General features: G+C 39.0%; 15 protein-coding genes and 1 pseudogene. 9 read left to right on the forward strand and 7 right to left on the reverse strand.

The window, feature by feature from the left end; genetic code table 11:
* The first annotated feature begins 1 nt into the window (after position 1).
* The 9 genes from ACXVWP_RS08150 to ACXVWP_RS08190 all read left to right on the forward strand — a co-directional run bounded on the left by ACXVWP_RS08150 (position 2) and on the right by ACXVWP_RS08190 (position 8,613).
* Positions 2-1,906, forward strand: a complete 1,905-nt coding sequence (locus ACXVWP_RS08150) for an FTR1 family protein (RefSeq protein WP_289902080.1) — start codon at positions 2-4, stop codon at positions 1,904-1,906.
* Positions 1,907-1,934: 28 nt separating this feature from the next.
* On the forward strand, positions 1,935-2,456 hold the full coding sequence (locus tag ACXVWP_RS08155) for an iron transporter (RefSeq protein ID WP_049357398.1): 522 nt from the start codon (positions 1,935-1,937) through the stop codon (positions 2,454-2,456).
* 115 nt (positions 2,457-2,571) lie between these two features.
* The gene (locus ACXVWP_RS08160; RefSeq protein WP_289902079.1) at positions 2,572-3,966 is read left to right on the forward strand and encodes a Fe-S-containing protein; all 1,395 of its coding nucleotides are present in this window, start codon (positions 2,572-2,574) and stop codon (positions 3,964-3,966) included.
* On the forward strand, positions 3,966-5,306 hold the full coding sequence (locus ACXVWP_RS08165; protein ID WP_289902078.1) for an ABC transporter permease: 1,341 nt from the start codon (positions 3,966-3,968) through the stop codon (positions 5,304-5,306). Before ACXVWP_RS08160 ends, ACXVWP_RS08165 begins: the two co-directional genes overlap by 1 nt.
* Positions 5,293-6,426, forward strand: coding sequence for an ABC transporter permease (locus tag ACXVWP_RS08170; RefSeq protein WP_297569170.1), 1,134 nt, complete (start codon positions 5,293-5,295; stop codon positions 6,424-6,426). The genes ACXVWP_RS08165 and ACXVWP_RS08170 overlap by 14 nt, the downstream gene beginning before the upstream one ends.
* Before the next feature lies 1 nt (position 6,427).
* Positions 6,428-7,099 carry an ABC transporter ATP-binding protein gene (locus ACXVWP_RS08175; protein WP_289902076.1) on the forward strand — a complete coding sequence of 224 codons (672 nt, stop codon included), beginning with the start codon at positions 6,428-6,430 and terminating at the stop codon, positions 7,097-7,099.
* The gene (locus ACXVWP_RS08180) at positions 7,089-7,568 is read left to right on the forward strand and encodes a TlpA family protein disulfide reductase (RefSeq protein WP_049357407.1); all 480 of its coding nucleotides are present in this window, start codon (positions 7,089-7,091) and stop codon (positions 7,566-7,568) included. Before ACXVWP_RS08175 ends, ACXVWP_RS08180 begins: the two co-directional genes overlap by 11 nt.
* Before the next feature lie 5 nt (positions 7,569-7,573).
* Positions 7,574-7,897 carry a c-type cytochrome gene (locus ACXVWP_RS08185; protein ID WP_049357409.1) on the forward strand — a complete coding sequence of 108 codons (324 nt, stop codon included), beginning with the start codon at positions 7,574-7,576 and terminating at the stop codon, positions 7,895-7,897.
* 101 nt (positions 7,898-7,998) lie between these two features.
* Positions 7,999-8,613: a lipoprotein HlpB gene (locus ACXVWP_RS08190; RefSeq protein ID WP_289902075.1), complete on the forward strand. Its 615-nt coding sequence runs from the start codon at positions 7,999-8,001 to the stop codon at positions 8,611-8,613.
* A 122-nt stretch (positions 8,614-8,735) separates the two neighbouring features.
* Here the strand turns inward: ACXVWP_RS08190 and ACXVWP_RS08195 are convergent, their stop codons facing one another.
* The 7 genes and pseudogenes from ACXVWP_RS08195 to ACXVWP_RS08225 all read right to left on the reverse strand — a co-directional run bounded on the left by ACXVWP_RS08195 (position 8,736) and on the right by ACXVWP_RS08225 (position 14,688).
* Positions 8,736-9,170, reverse strand: a complete 435-nt coding sequence (locus tag ACXVWP_RS08195) for a pseudoazurin (protein ID WP_308602891.1) — start codon at positions 9,168-9,170, stop codon at positions 8,736-8,738.
* Between the two features lie 13 nt (positions 9,171-9,183).
* Positions 9,184-9,455: pseudogene (locus tag ACXVWP_RS08200) on the reverse strand (ABC transporter ATP-binding protein); the annotation flags it as partial.
* On the reverse strand, positions 9,454-10,593 hold the full coding sequence (locus ACXVWP_RS08205; protein WP_289902074.1) for a cytochrome-c peroxidase: 1,140 nt from the start codon (positions 10,591-10,593) through the stop codon (positions 9,454-9,456). The pseudogene ACXVWP_RS08200 and the gene ACXVWP_RS08205, both read right to left, overlap by 2 nt.
* A 79-nt stretch (positions 10,594-10,672) precedes the next feature.
* Positions 10,673-11,755, reverse strand: a complete 1,083-nt coding sequence (locus ACXVWP_RS08210; RefSeq protein ID WP_289902073.1) for a lytic murein transglycosylase — start codon at positions 11,753-11,755, stop codon at positions 10,673-10,675.
* Positions 11,756-11,788: 33 nt separating this feature from the next.
* Entirely contained in the window at positions 11,789-12,592 is an 804-nt protein-coding gene (locus tag ACXVWP_RS08215; protein WP_289902072.1) for a glycosyltransferase family 2 protein, read from the reverse strand.
* A 22-nt stretch (positions 12,593-12,614) separates the two neighbouring features.
* Positions 12,615-13,496, reverse strand: a complete 882-nt coding sequence (locus tag ACXVWP_RS08220; protein ID WP_289902071.1) for a glycosyltransferase family 2 protein — start codon at positions 13,494-13,496, stop codon at positions 12,615-12,617.
* On the reverse strand, positions 13,489-14,688 hold the full coding sequence (locus tag ACXVWP_RS08225) for a hypothetical protein (protein ID WP_297569161.1): 1,200 nt from the start codon (positions 14,686-14,688) through the stop codon (positions 13,489-13,491). The genes ACXVWP_RS08220 and ACXVWP_RS08225 overlap by 8 nt, the downstream gene beginning before the upstream one ends.
* Between the last annotated feature and the right edge of the window lie 5 nt (positions 14,689-14,693).

The raw sequence follows: 14,693 nt of genomic DNA on the forward strand, positions 1-14,693 counted from the left end.
GATGCTATTCCGTTCTATTCGATTTTTCTTTTTAATTTTTTCACTCGCCTTCTCTTCTTCACTCTTTGCACAAGACGACTACCAACAGTGGGTTAATGATATTACGTCACGCTTAGATAAAACCGCTCAACTTGTCCAGCAAGGTAATACTGATGATGCTCGCACTGAAGTGCAAATGGCTTATTTTGAAGTGTTTGAAAATCTAGAAGGTCCAATTCGTATCAATTTCTCGGCACAAAAAAGTTACCAAATGGAAGCGACTTTTGGTGAGATCCGTAAAATGATCGGTGAAGGCAGTTCACAACAAGAGATTCAAGCTAAAATCGATCAGCTCAAAAAAGAATTACAAGAAGTGTTGCCATCATTGATTGAAGGTCATCAGCTCAATGCCGATGGTCAACATGGTGTTTATGATAATCAAGCGATTGCCCCTTATTGGCAACAAAGTTTTAAAACCATTGATGATTTGCTCGCTCAAGGGCTCGAAGCGTATCAAAATGGTGATCTCGCTAACGCGAAAAAATTGTTCCAACAAGCGCAATACGATGGCTATAAAAATTCAGAAATGGAAATGTCCATTCGCCAAAATCGCTCTGCAGAAACTTCAGCGGCGATTAATCAACAGTTTTACAACATCATCCGTTTAAGTGAACAAACCGATCAAATCACAGAGATTGGTTATCAAAGTACGCAATTATTACAAGATATTGAAGAAAACTTGCCTAACCTGCCAACGACACGTGAAGAACAAAATGTTCAATCCAATGCAGCGCAGCAAGCAACAGATAATCAACAAGAGCAAGATTGGAATAAGATTAAACAAGAGATCAACCAACGTATTCAACAAGCTATTGCGCTCTATCAACAAGGTGAAAGCAAAAAAGCAATTCTTTCTGTACAAGACACCTATTTTGATGTGTTTGAAAGCAGTGGTATGGAGAACAAAATTGGCTCTCGTGATAGCAACTTTAAAGCGGAACTTGAAGGCTACTTTACCCGTCTAGTCAGCTTAATGAAAGCTGAACAAAGTGATAAGTTACAAGCGCAAGCTGATGGTTTAGACCTGAATCTAACTAAAGCGGTTGATATGTTACAGGGCGGAGAACAAAGTGATTGGTCTATGTTCTTATATAGCCTTTTAATCATTCTTCGTGAAGGTTTGGAAGCCTTATTAATTGTTGCGGCTATCGTGACTTACTTAATTAAAAATAACCACCAAGATAAATTGCCAGTTATCCGCCAATCTGTTTATGTGGCATTAATTGCCAGTGTGGTTACCGCATTTATCTTCCAACTTATCTTTGAAAATTCCGGTCAAAACCGCGAATTGCTCGAAGGCTTTACGATGATTTTTGCTGTAGTCATGCTCTTTATGATGAGCTACTGGTTATTGTCCAAAGTCGAAGCACAAAACTGGAAACGTTATTTAGAAGGCAAACTCTCAACTGCCCTCACTACTGGCTCACTCATCGGCTTATGGCTTACCAGTTTCTTAGCCGTATATCGTGAAGGGGCAGAAACCGTATTGTTCTACTATGCCCTCGTGGGTGATGCGAAAAGTGCGGTCAGTTTTATCTATCTTTTCGCAGGTATCATTGTCGGTGTAATTATTCTCACCATTTGCTACTTCGTGATGCGTTATACCGTGGTGAAATTACCGCTTAAACCATTCTTTATGTTCACGGGTTCTTTCATGTATTTAATGGCCTTTGTATTCGCCGGTAAATCTGTTTTAGAACTCATTGAAGGCAAACTTTTCGAGCCAACGCTGATTAGCGGTGTGCCTGAAATTTCGTGGTTAGGTATTTATCCTTATATGGAAACCCTAATCCCACAAGCAATCTTACTCATCGCAGCCGTATTTGCTCTGTTTATTATGAAATATCAAAGCAAAAAAGCCGCGTAATACCCAACAATCCTTTAGGAGAAAAACAATGAAAAAAGCACTTTTAGCAACAGCATTATTTGCGGGTATTTTTACCGCGTCTACTGCAAACGCATTCCAAGAGTACCCAATCGGTGAAGCGGTAACCATGAATGAAATGGAAATTGCGGCGGTTTATCTCAAACCAATCGATATGGAACCTCGTGGTATGGGTTTACCTGCGGCAAAATCAGATATTCACTTAGAAGCGGATATCCACGCAGTAAAAGGTAACAAAAATGGCTTTGGTGATGGTGAATGGATGCCTTACTTAACCATCAACTATACTTTGGTAAATGCTGATACGGGTGAAAAACAAGAAGGTACTTTCATGCCAATGGTAGCGGGGGATGGTCCTCACTACGGTGCAAACGTGAAAATGATGGGCGTAGGTAACTATAAATTAACTTACCACATCGATCCTCCATCAAAAGCGGGTATGCACCGTCATACCGACTCTGAAACGGGTGTAGGTCGTTGGTGGAAACCATTTGATGTAAGCTATGAATTCAAATTCACTGGCATCAAATAATCTCAGGTAAACATTGATTTTACCGACTTGCCTTCCCTTGTATTTCAGGGGAAGGCAATAGCATTTCATTTAACCTTAAAATATCGTCTGTTTTATCCTATTAAATGGTCAAACTATGAATTATTTTTTTACTTTCCTGCTTCAAGCACTTTTACCTTTTTCATTATTGCTCGGTGTTTATCACAGTAAACAATCCACTGTGAGTGCGAAAAAAATAATTTGGCTTAGCCTATTCGGTTTTATTGCCGGTATCGTACTGCGCCTTAGTTTACCTACGGGACAAATCACCAATTTAATCGTTAATGGCGTGATATTGACGCTGTTGACTATCTTTGCCTTATGTTTAATTTTCGGCAAAGGTCGCTTACCTGCCTTTTGGCAAACGGTATTAATGCTCATCGCTGGAAGCTTCTGGGCAAAAGATCCTAACATTACCGCTCTCGTTTCTACTGATGTTATCAATACCGATTCGATCTTACATATAAGTGCGGTCATTTTTGCCTTTGTTTTTTGTCTATGCTTACAAGGCTGGATCTATTTACTTCTAAAACAAGCGGTAAAAACACAACAAAAATCAACCGCACTTTTAAAAGGTGCTATTAGCCTTCTCTTAGTTTGCTTGCTTGTTCCACTTATCGGTGAACTCTTATTAATTTTAATGAAACTTCAGGTGCTTGAACTTACCAAGCCTCGTTTAAGTTTTGTTGCGAAATCAGGCGAAATCACTCGTTGGTTAAATTACATCTGTGCAACATTGCTCTTAGTTGTACTTGCCATCTTTTACGGCAAAATTCATTTATCACGCAAGCAACAAGTTAATACCACACAAGAACCGATTGAAAAACGCCAAAAATTAGCTGCATTACGTACCTCTTCTCACCTACTCGGTTGGGGCTATTTAGCTTTAGCGATTACTTTTGCAACGCAACTTTATTGGGAGCAAATTGCTTCTCGTCCCCCACAACTTTCAGAAGCAATTCCTGTTACCTTAGATGACAAGCAACAAGTTCGCATTCCGATTGAGCAAGTAAAAGACGGCAAATTACACCGTTTTGTTTGGATTGCTGATGATGGTAAAGCTGTGCGTTTCTTTGTCATTAATCGTCAGCCAGATAAATTGAGCTTAGCCGCAGTATTTGATGCCTGCTTGCTTTGTGGTGACCAAGGCTATGTGATGGAAGGTAACCAAGTCGTTTGCGTGGGTTGCGGCGTACATATGTTTATTCCATCTATTGGTAAACCGGGTGGCTGTAATCCTGTACCGATTGAAGATTGGCAACAAACTGAGACTGAAATTCTCATTAATCGAACCAGCTTAGAAGAAGGGCTGAATTTATTTAGCACGATTGTTGAAATCGATGTAAAAGATCCTATTAGTGGCACCCAAATGAAAAACACTAAAACAGAGCACAAATATAATTACGAAGGTAAGACTTACTTCTTTGAAAGCGAGAAAAATCTTGATTTATTCCGTGATAACCCTGAAAAATATTTAGGTAAGGGGGAATAATGCTAGCAAGAATGTTATTCCAATCTTGGCGTTTTAGCATAAAACGTAAATTTTTAGCCGTGGTGACTATTTTCTTGGCTGCGGGATTAGTCTCTGCGCTATTAGCTGTTTCTATTGATATCGGCGACAAAATGGCGAAAGAACTAAAATCTTACGGTGCCAATATTTTAGTTGAACCTGCGAGCAATGCAGCCTTGCCTGGCGAACTCAGCCATAACACAGATTTAAGTAGCCAAGATTTCCTCGATGAAAAAGAACTGCCGAATATTAAAGATATTTTCTGGCGAAATAACATTGTGGGATTTGCGCCATTATTAAGTGCAGATGTGAAAGCAGAAATTCTTTCTGCAAAAACGTATGAAAAATCGACCGCACTTGAACAAATTAATGTGCTTGGTACATTTTTCGATCACAACATTCCTGTACCAGACGAAGACGATTTCCATACTGGCCAAAAAATTATTAGCCCTTATTGGCATGTTCAAGGAGAATGGGTAAACGATCTTGAAATGCCTGAAGGTGAATTTATTCCTGCGATCATTGGTGAACAATTAGCACAACGAACTGGGTTAAAACAAGGCGATAAAATCAAGCTCCACTATCAAAATGATGAACTTGATAATCAAAGTGCGGTTGAAATTACCGGGATTTTATCTACTGGGGGCGCTGAAGATAATCAATTAGTCATGCCACTCAATGCCGTGCAAAAATTACTAGGTTTAGAAGGAAAAATTCAAGCGGTTAAAGTGTCTGCGCTTACTGTTCCGGAAAATGATCTTTCTCGCAAAGCACGTGCCAATACCGATGCATTGGATGCTGAAGAGTACGATCGTTGGTATTGTACAGCTTATGTTTCGTCTATTTCACATCAGTTAGAAGAAGCTATCTCTGGTGCTATTGTTCGCCCAATTTGGCAGGTTGCCGCATCAGAAGGTGTAGTCATTGGTAAAATCCAGTTATTGCTTGCTGTCGTGACTCTTGCTGCCTTAATCGCCGCTGCTATGGGCATTGCCTCATTAATGAGTACTGGGATCATTGAGCGCTCAAAAGAAATTGGTCTAATGAAGGCTTTAGGCGCATACCAATGGCAAATTGCTTTATTATTTTATTGTGAAGCCATTATCAGTGCCTTAATTGGTGGCACTCTTGGTTGTATTGCAGGTTGGGGCTTAGCAAGATTTATTGGTTCAGCGCTATTTGGCGTACCACTGAGTTTCGCTTGGATTGTCATCCCTTGCGTATTGATGCTGTCTATTTTAATTGCTGTGGTGGGCACTTGGTTCCCAGCCCATCGTATTGCCAAACTTTACCCTGTGGAGGTGCTGTATGGCCGCCAATAAAAGTATGTTTTGGCGTTTAATCTTCCAAGCATTACGCCTACGTTTACAACGGGTATTTATTATCTTCTCTGCGTTGACTGTCGGTGCGTCCATTGTGACCGCAATGGCTGCAGTATATTTTGATATTAATACCAAAATGAGCCAAGAGCTCCGTACTTTCGGGGCAAACTTTTACATTGGGGCTGCCAATGGTGGTTTGATGAAAGAACGCCAATTAAAACAAATTCTTCATCATGCACCGGATAATTTTATCACCGCTGCCAGCCCTTATTTATATGGTGTTGCACGAAGTGATTTAGAAAAAATCGTGATTATGGGCGTGTGGTTTGAAGATATGCGTGTGCTCGCGCCTTATTGGCAAATTACCGGTTCGTCCATTAATGTGAATTTTGACGATCGCCATGCCATGATTGGTAAAACCTTAGCTGAACGTCTTAATTTAGGCGTTGGGAGTAAGTTAAAGCTTTCCAAAAATGCCGTCGAAAAACATGAATTCACGATAAAAGGTATTGTTGAGGCAGGCGATGCCACAGACAACATGTTAATCGTTAGCTTAGAATTTGCACAAAGTTGGTTAGATAAAGAAGGATTGGCAAACAACGCCTTGCTCAATGTCAAAAATGAACAAGGTAACGTTGCACAATTTGCCCAAGACATTATGCAACGCCAACTCGATCTAACTGCTCGACCAATTCGAAAAGTCTCAGCGTCTGAAGGGCAGATTTTAGATAAAATTAAAGGATTGATGGGCTTAATCTCATTAGTCATTTTGATTCTCGCTACCCTTTGTGTGAACACCACGTTGATTGCGATTGTTGGTGAGCGAGCAAAAGAATTTGCACTACAAAAAGCCTTAGGTGCTAAACAAAGTGACATCATTAAACAGATTAGTACTGAGATTCTGATCATTGCACTTTGTGCTATTGTTGCGGGACTGATTCTCGGCTACATTTTGGCACAATTACTTGGATTAACCGTATTTAAATCTTACATTGATATGCGTCTACCGGTTATTCCTATTACTATCGTCTTATCGTTATTGGTTGCCTTTATTGCGGTGATTGTACCAACCAAACGCGCTTTAAATATTCAAACCGCAAATGTGTTGAAAGGGGAATAAAATGAGTGAATTTGTGATTGAAACGCAACATTTATATAAACGATTCGGGCAAGTCACTGCTTTAGAAGATATTAATATTCAAATTCGCCAAGGTGAATTTATTGCCATCATGGGGGCATCGGGTTCCGGTAAAACCACGCTCATGAATATTCTGACCGGTTTAGATACCGCCAGTGAAGGTAAAGTCATTTTAGATGGTGTCGATGCAGCCCAACTGGATGAAGTAGGTCGCCAACGTTTCCGAGCGGAAAAAATTGGTCTAGTTTTCCAACAATTCCATTTAATTCCTTATTTGACCGCACTTGAAAATGTGATGCTCGCACAGCACTATCACAGTGTGATTGATGAAGCGGCGGCTAAAGCGGTACTCGAGCAAGTGGGACTAGGTCATCGTATTGATCACCGTCCAAGCCAACTTTCCGGAGGCGAACAACAACGGGTATGTATTGCTCGTGCATTAGTGAACCAACCTCCGGTCATTTTTGCCGATGAACCTACGGGTAACCTCGATGAAAAAAATGAAGCGCTTGTACTGGATTTACTACAAGAGTTAAATCGTCAAGGTAGAACCATTGTGATGGTTACACACAATCCTGAATTGAGTGAGTTAACCAATCGTGTTATTTATCTCCACCACGGAAAATTTGTAAAAGAGGACATTCATGAAAAATAAATTCGTAAAACTACTTGCGATAAGTGCGGTCATTTTTGGCAGCGTTTCTTGTAAAGACGAAGTTGCGGCTATTGGTCAAAAAGCGCCAGACATCGCTGCCTATGATTTACAAGGTAAAGAGGTGAAACTTGATAATTGGCAAGGCACTCGCCTACTGACATTCTGGTCTGAAACCTGTGGTCGATGTGTCGCTGAGTTAAAAGAATTTGAAAAATTGGCTGAAGCTAATCCAAATAAAGTTCAACTTATCGCTATTAACGTAGATGGTGATAAAGTGGATACCAAAGCCGTAGTCGCCAAACGTCAGCTTATGCTGCCAGTTATCAAAGACCAATTAAAAATCACAGCGGAACGCTATCAGCTTATTGGCACGCCAACAAGCTTTGTGATCACACCTGAAGGCAATATTCAGGCTAAATATGAAGGGGCGATTCCCGCAGCAGATTTAGATAAATTATTTAAAGGCTAGCCAAAATGCAAAAACGAATTTACTTACTCTCTATTTTTTTACCCGTTTTAGGCTTTTTATTTGCGGCTCCAGCCCTTTCTGCCGAAGCTGACTTAGTGAAAGCAGAAAAGGTATATAAACGGTCTTGTGCAACTTGTCATGGAAAACAAGGCGAAAAACCAGCAATGGGTGAATCAAAAATCATTAATCAGCTAAAACCAGAAGAAATTTCAACCGCACTTTCAGAACGAAAAGCAGGAAATATTCCTAGCGCAGGAAGCCCTGCAAAACAACGTTTAAGTGAACAAGATATTCATAATTTAAGTGAATATATTCAAACACTAAAATAGTTTTTGAAATTTTTTTAAACTAATTTTAGAATGTAAGGTCTTAGAAAGGGCTTAATTTTTATAAGCTAAGAAGTTTTTTATATATCAATAAAGGATTGTTTATGAACAAATTTACTAAAATCAGTGCAACTGCATTATTTGCATTATTCTTAACTGCTTGTGATAAACCAGCAGATAAACCAGCTCCGGCAAAACCTGAAACTACTCAGCCTGCGCCAGAAGCTAAACAAGAAGCAGCAAAACCTGCTGAAGCGGCTAAACCAGCTGAAGCAACTCCTGCTCAAGAACAAGCTGACTACAACAAATTACTTGAATGGAATGCAAGCCAAGCTCAAGCTCAAATGACTGCACAACAAAAACTTCAATCTGATTTAGCTGCTGCGGTTGAAGCAAAAGATGAAAAGAAAATTGAAGAAGCAATCAAAACTTTCAATAAAACGGTTGAAGATACTATTGCAAGCTTAGATAAATTAGAAGTTGCTTCACCTTCAGTGAAAAACATCAAAGATCAAAATAAAGAAGTACTTGCGTTATCAAGTGAATTATTAGTTGATCAATTAAACTTAGCAACTAAAGCACCAACTGAAGAACAAACTAAAGCTTACCAAGCTAAAGTTGAAAAACTACAAGCTGCAGTCGCTAAATTACAAAAAGACGGTGCTGATTTAGCACAAAAATTTGCACCTGCAGCACCAGCTGCTCCAGCTGCAAAATAATTAAGCGTTAAAGATGAAAAAACCTTACTGTAACAAGTAAGGTTTTTTTATTTATAGCTAGACAGCATCTACCTATAAAATAAGATGCGCCAATCATTAAACTGGCGCATCGATTTCAATAATTATTTTACTTGAGCAAAATATTTTTCAAGACGACCTTTGTTCGTCATGGATTTCTTCTCAAGATCTTTCACCACTTTCTCCGCTTGTTCTTTGTTTGGTAGATTATCACCCACTTGAATCACACCATTCATATTCATTGAACGGTGTACTGGACAACTATAAACATACACACCTTCTTTATCTAAAGTGATCGTAAGCTCCTGATCTTCTTCAGATTGGAATTTTTGTGCACCTTCAGGAATCGCTTTACTGTGTACAAAGTGGCTTTTATTTTCTGGACGAAATGTCACTGTATCACCTGGTTGAACTTTTAAATAACCCGGTTCAAAAACCATTGAGCCTTCACTATTTGAATTTAACATTTTAATGTCATAATGTGCGGCTTGAGCAGCAAAACTTAAACCTACTAATGCTGCAAGTACAATTTTCTTCATTTTCATTTCCTTCTTAAGAATGTGCTGATTTACGTTGTGGACGAACCACTGCAAACCGGCACTACATTGCAATAATTCAACGTTTACATGATACAAACGATTAATGGTTTCGACTTGTAAAACATGATGAGCATCGCCTACGCCTTGCACTTTATCTTCACCAAGTAAAATCAACTCATCTGAAAATTGAGCGGCAAGACTTAAATCATGTAATACCATTATAGTAATCAGATTTTTCTGTTTCGTATAGGTGTAAACTTATTCTAATAGATTAATCTGATAATTATTCTTCGTAAGCTTCGTCAGTTAACGTTTTTAAGAATGCTTCTAATGCATTAATCTCTTCATCTGTAAGCGGTTTGGCTTTTAAAACATCAGGATTAATGGTTGGAGCATATTCGGCTTTATCCCACGCTTTTCCTGTTTCAGGATTGATTTTACGATTAGGATTATTAAAACTGTCTTTAAATAGCAAAACGGTTTTTAAATCACGGAAAACGCCGTTATGCATATAAGGTGCTGTGACACCAATGTTACGCAATGTTGGCACTTTAAATTTACCTTTTTGCTTTTCATCGCCTTTTACCATTGGATTATCCAATAGTCCATTATCCACATAATCAGCCGCAAGTTTATTTAACTTAATTAACGCTTGGTTACTTGGCACGCCGATATTGTAATAGCGATAATTCGTAAAGGTCTCTTTTACTGAATTCGCGTCACTTGATTGATGGCAATTACTGCAGTTTGTTCGTGTTTTATCGAAAAATAATGCCTTACCTTCCGATTCAAGTGCGGTCAATTCCGCTTCATTTTTTAATGCACGATCATATTTTGAAGAGAATTGCGCAAATAATTCATGCTTTTCGAACTCTGCAATGGCTTTTTCCATAATGGCATAGATTCTGTCGGTATCAGCCCAAATACTTTCACCATAAATATCTGTAATTGCCTTGTAATAAATTGAATTTGCTTTTAGACGTTCGACAATCGATTTTTTATCTGGCATGCCCATTTCCACTGGATTAATAGGTGGACCACCTGCTTGCTCGGCTAAATCTTTTGCACGCCCATCCCAGAATTGTCCGCCAACATAATCTTGAGTTTTTTCATCAAAATGAAAATCTGGTGAAAACATCGCATAAAGTGCCGTGTTGGCATTGCGATTACCATGAAGATGCGGATTATCTCCCTCGGAGACCATTTGATTTGCCGAATTTTTACGTTGATCCACAAAGGCCGTACCCGGGTTGTGACAAGTTGAGCAGCTTTGTGTTTTATTAAAAGAAAGCGATTTATCAAAAAACAGCACTTCACCCAATCCTTGATAATTCAATTCTTTTCCTTTAGCTTGATCAGCTAAGGTATAATTGCTCTGTATCAAAGGTGCAAACAATAAAATAGAAAGCCATTTTTTTTGCATCGTGTTCTCCAAATATTCAAATTATAGATAAAAAATAATCCAACAAAGCTTTGCTGGATTATAAAAGGAAAATAATTTTCTACAAGCCGGTGGCCATCTTAATGCGATCAGCAAACATACCAATACTCACGCCGAAATAGTTTGATTTGTTCCAATCTAAAATTGTGCGGTAGTTATTGGAGACCAAGAATGCACGGCCAACTTCTTTATCGGGACGAACTAACCAAAGATCGGCTTGCGAAAGTGCGGTCAATTTATCTTGTTCTTGTTGGCTGAAGCTCGCTAAGGTGATACCTTTGGATTGCCAGTCACTTAATGAACGAGCTTTGTTTTTCTCAATGCCTGAAAGCGATAAATCTAATGGTTGATTTAATGTGACTTCAACGCCCCAAGGCAATTTGTTATCCCAACCTACAGTGTGAAGATAATTTGCAATTGAAGCAAACGCATCAAATTGGTTCGTCCAAATGTCCTTCACACCATCATTATTACCATCTGCCGCATAATTCAAGAATGCACTTGGCATAAATTGAGTTTGTCCCATTGCGCCCGCCCAAGAGCCTAACATTCTGTGACGTTGAATATGATCACGTTCTAACATTTTCATCGCATTCACAAATTCTTTACTGAATAAGGCTTCACGTCTGCCATCAAATGCTAATGTGGCTAAAGCGGAAAGCACATCATAGCGACCTTGGTAGTGACCAAAGCTACTTTCCATACCCCATAAGGCAAGGATATATTCCTGTTGAACACCATAACGTTGGCTTGCTTGTTGTAATGGCGCTTGGACTTCCCAATAACGCTCTGCGGCAATATCCACTTTGTTTTGAGTCAGTACTTTATTCAAATAATTGGTTGTGCCGTTTGGATTGGGTAATTGAGGTTTATCTGCACTACGTTTACTTCTACCCGCTTGTGCACGATCTAAATCCACGGCCTTTTGCATATACTGAATATTATTCTGCGCATTTAATACTGAAGCCGATACACCTTCAGCCGCTGCTTTACCTTTTAAAAACTGTACATAATCATTGAAGTTATTTAAAGTTCTCGGTTTACTATAAATAGCACTACTATTTACCATTGAAACGCTCGAGCAGCCCACTAATAAAAGTGCGGTCGATAATGCCGTCATTTTTAACGTTGAGATTAAATTCATTTGTTTTCCTTTTTTAATTATCAAAATATCGCATTATTTGCGTAAAAATTGGTTATAAACCGCTTTCAATAACGAGGTTGGTAATAAGCGAGAACCTGAACGCAAGACAAAGGTGAATAGGCCTGAAAATAAACCTTGAATACCTAAGCGGTGTTTCAATTTAAATAAACGCCATTCTGCTTTCGCTTGGTTTAAACCTCGACGACGCCCGACCATGCCATTACCCACGCGGGCATAAACTAAAATGTCCGGCAAGTTTGCCACGTTTTGACCTTGTGCTACAAGCTTAATCCACAGGTAATAATCTTCCTGTAAATCCTCATATCCACCACAATTAATGACCGCACTTTTTTGATATGCCACCGTCATGTGATTGAACGGACAACGTTTTTGCGTAAATTTAACGATATCTTGTGCATCAGTCGGCACATGACGATATGCCACGATGTCTTGAATATTTTCGCCAAACTCAGCAATCTGCCCACCAAAAATAATCGTATCCGGATGTTGCTCAATAAACGCCACTTGTTTCGCAAAACGCTCTGGCACACAAATATCATCTGTGTCCATACGGAAGACCCAATCGTGAGAACAATGTTTTAATCCTTCATTGAGTGCTTTGCCTAAGCCTAAGTTCTTTGGCAACTTCACTAAGTTTAAGGGTAATTTGGTTTCGAATTCAGCAACCACGGCTTCCAATTCTGGTGTTACCGCACCATCAAACACCAATACGATCTCATCTGCTGGATGGGTTTGAGCCACTAAACTTTCAAAACATTCTCTTAAATATTGTGGATTTTCCTTAACGTATAAGGACATTAAAACTGAAAATTTCATACTTCTCTATCTAATAAGTTATCTATATAAACCGTTTCAAATTAATTGCCAATTTAGGTGAAATTAGAACCACAAAGGCAATAATTAGCTGCTTAATACTTTTCGTTAATTTAAAAATCTCAAAATAGTAAAAAGCCGCTTTACGGGATAAATTCATTATATGTGGGTAAGCCAACATATATTGTGCGTTGATGGCAAAATTCTTTTCTTGCTCTGCCGTTTTCACATAATTTTCACGGATATAATCAATCGCTTTTTGCGTATTAGTCGTATCCGTTGATACGCTAGAACGCTTAGTATGGAACGTACAATAAGTTAATGGTTCTGCTACTTTACACGCTTTAAACGTAGGATCTTGCACAAGTTTCAGCAAGAAATCATAGTCTTCCAATGAACGAAGTGCGGTTGATAATCCGCCAATTTTTAAAAACAGATCTTTTTTCACCCCAATCATCGGCATACCACCAATTTTATTCGCCAGTAAAATTCGTTCAACGCTGATCTCTTGTGGCTCAATTGGGTTGGTCACATAGCTAAAGCCTTCATTCACCATTTCACATTTAGCTGGATGGTAAACAAAGTTAACATCAGCATGCTCGGTAATCACATCGGCTAATTTCTGACATTTATCATTTGCAAAACGATCATCATCATCAAGGAATAACAACCAATCATTATCGGCATTTCTTGCCCCGATATTACGGCTTTCTGCTGCCCCTTGGTTGGTTTCGTTACGAATAACTTTAACTGCAAATGGATAAGATTGTGTCACTTCAACGGGTTCTTTAGAACAATCATCCACAATCACCACATCAAAATTATAAGTGGTTTGCTTGGTTAAACTTTCCAATAACGCAGGAATTTCTTCTTTCCGATTATAAGAAGGCACGATGATACTAAACATCTTTCGGCTCCTTTTGTTTAAATAAAATAAGTTGTTTACCGTGAGTGCCAAAAAGCGATAAGAACATCAGCATGACAAACATAATGCCCGGGAAAGCAAAGGTGTCTGCTTTGATATTACAGAACGCTAAAATCACAAAGGCAGAAAGGATAAATTTCCAGCTGCCATCAAACCAGTTTAAGGCAACTTTGCGTACAAAATAGAATGTCACGGCAAAACACACTAAAGCATAAGACACACCACCATAAAGAATTTGGCGTAAGAAACCAGAGTCCGTATGCCCATAATAACGACCGACTTCTAACTCACCTGTCATATACATACCATCGCCATAAATGAACTGCTTGAGCGTTGGCATAAAGAGGTGGTTTTTCATCAAGGTATCTGTTGACGAACTGACAAATCCTTCACCGTGTAATAAATTAATCACGGGTTCTAAAGCATGTGCAACATAAGGATTTTCTGGTAAGAAATACGCCAATAACAAGACCAAAATAGCAAATGCAATGAGTGATGGAACATAACGCCATTTGAAATACACTAAAATGCTCACAACCGATAACAGAAGGAATGTACGTCCTGAAATTAATCCGATACATAGCATAAAAAACACTAAAATACTTGGAAGTGTATTATGTTTAGCGTTGTAAGCCAGTAAGAAATGCAACAGCATTAAATAGAATAAACTCAGTTGGAAAAAGGCGGTTGCGGTGATGTTATATAAGCGATATTCCTGCTCTGAACCATAAAAACGTGCGGGCAACACTGCATTGGTTGAAAGCAAGAAATCGATCACAAATGATGCGCCGAGCAAGCCAATGATGCCCACTGCAAATTGCACCACTACACCAATTTGCAAATCTCGCACGACTCGTTGTTGTCCGTTTGCATTGGCATAAAACGCATTATACAGTCCCACGCCTAAGAGGAATAAAATCAATTCCTTCACATACATGGTGATAACTGAAAGATCTTTTGTGCCATTAAGTAATAACGGAATCACACTGAAAACAATCAATCCGCCTAAAACAGCAAGACTGTCTAAAGGCAAAATGATGCCTTGCGGTTTCTGCTTTTTAATGTACTGATAAGCCAAAACAACCAATGCAGCCAAGCCCGCGACGAATGACATTCGTACGACATGGAACAGCCAAGGATCGTAAAGATAAAAAAGGTTAAAAAGTGCGGTCATTTTTT

This window comes from Haemophilus sp. SZY H56 (genome assembly GCF_054332415.1).

What these genes read in the sequence shown, in the direction of transcription:
- ACXVWP_RS08150 (WP_289902080.1), top strand. Translation starts at nt 2, where the DNA reads ATGCTATTCCGTTCTATTCGATTTTTCTTTTTAATTTTTTCACTCGCC.
- ACXVWP_RS08155 (WP_049357398.1), top strand. Translation starts at nt 1,935, where the DNA reads ATGAAAAAAGCACTTTTAGCAACAGCATTATTTGCGGGTATTTTTACC.
- ACXVWP_RS08160 (WP_289902079.1), top strand. Translation starts at nt 2,572, where the DNA reads ATGAATTATTTTTTTACTTTCCTGCTTCAAGCACTTTTACCTTTTTCA.
- ACXVWP_RS08165 (WP_289902078.1), top strand. Translation starts at nt 3,966, where the DNA reads ATGCTAGCAAGAATGTTATTCCAATCTTGGCGTTTTAGCATAAAACGT.
- ACXVWP_RS08170 (WP_297569170.1), top strand. Translation starts at nt 5,293, where the DNA reads ATGGCCGCCAATAAAAGTATGTTTTGGCGTTTAATCTTCCAAGCATTA.
- ACXVWP_RS08175 (WP_289902076.1), top strand. Translation starts at nt 6,428, where the DNA reads ATGAGTGAATTTGTGATTGAAACGCAACATTTATATAAACGATTCGGG.
- ACXVWP_RS08180 (WP_049357407.1), top strand. Translation starts at nt 7,089, where the DNA reads ATGAAAAATAAATTCGTAAAACTACTTGCGATAAGTGCGGTCATTTTT.
- ACXVWP_RS08185 (WP_049357409.1), top strand. Translation starts at nt 7,574, where the DNA reads ATGCAAAAACGAATTTACTTACTCTCTATTTTTTTACCCGTTTTAGGC.
- ACXVWP_RS08190 (WP_289902075.1), top strand. Translation starts at nt 7,999, where the DNA reads ATGAACAAATTTACTAAAATCAGTGCAACTGCATTATTTGCATTATTC.
- ACXVWP_RS08195 (WP_308602891.1), bottom strand. Translation starts at nt 9,170, where the DNA reads ATGAAGAAAATTGTACTTGCAGCATTAGTAGGTTTAAGTTTTGCTGCT.
- ACXVWP_RS08205 (WP_289902074.1), bottom strand. Translation starts at nt 10,593, where the DNA reads ATGCAAAAAAAATGGCTTTCTATTTTATTGTTTGCACCTTTGATACAG.
- ACXVWP_RS08210 (WP_289902073.1), bottom strand. Translation starts at nt 11,755, where the DNA reads ATGAATTTAATCTCAACGTTAAAAATGACGGCATTATCGACCGCACTT.
- ACXVWP_RS08215 (WP_289902072.1), bottom strand. Translation starts at nt 12,592, where the DNA reads ATGAAATTTTCAGTTTTAATGTCCTTATACGTTAAGGAAAATCCACAA.
- ACXVWP_RS08220 (WP_289902071.1), bottom strand. Translation starts at nt 13,496, where the DNA reads ATGTTTAGTATCATCGTGCCTTCTTATAATCGGAAAGAAGAAATTCCT.
- ACXVWP_RS08225 (WP_297569161.1), bottom strand. Translation starts at nt 14,688, where the DNA reads ATGACCGCACTTTTTAACCTTTTTTATCTTTACGATCCTTGGCTGTTC.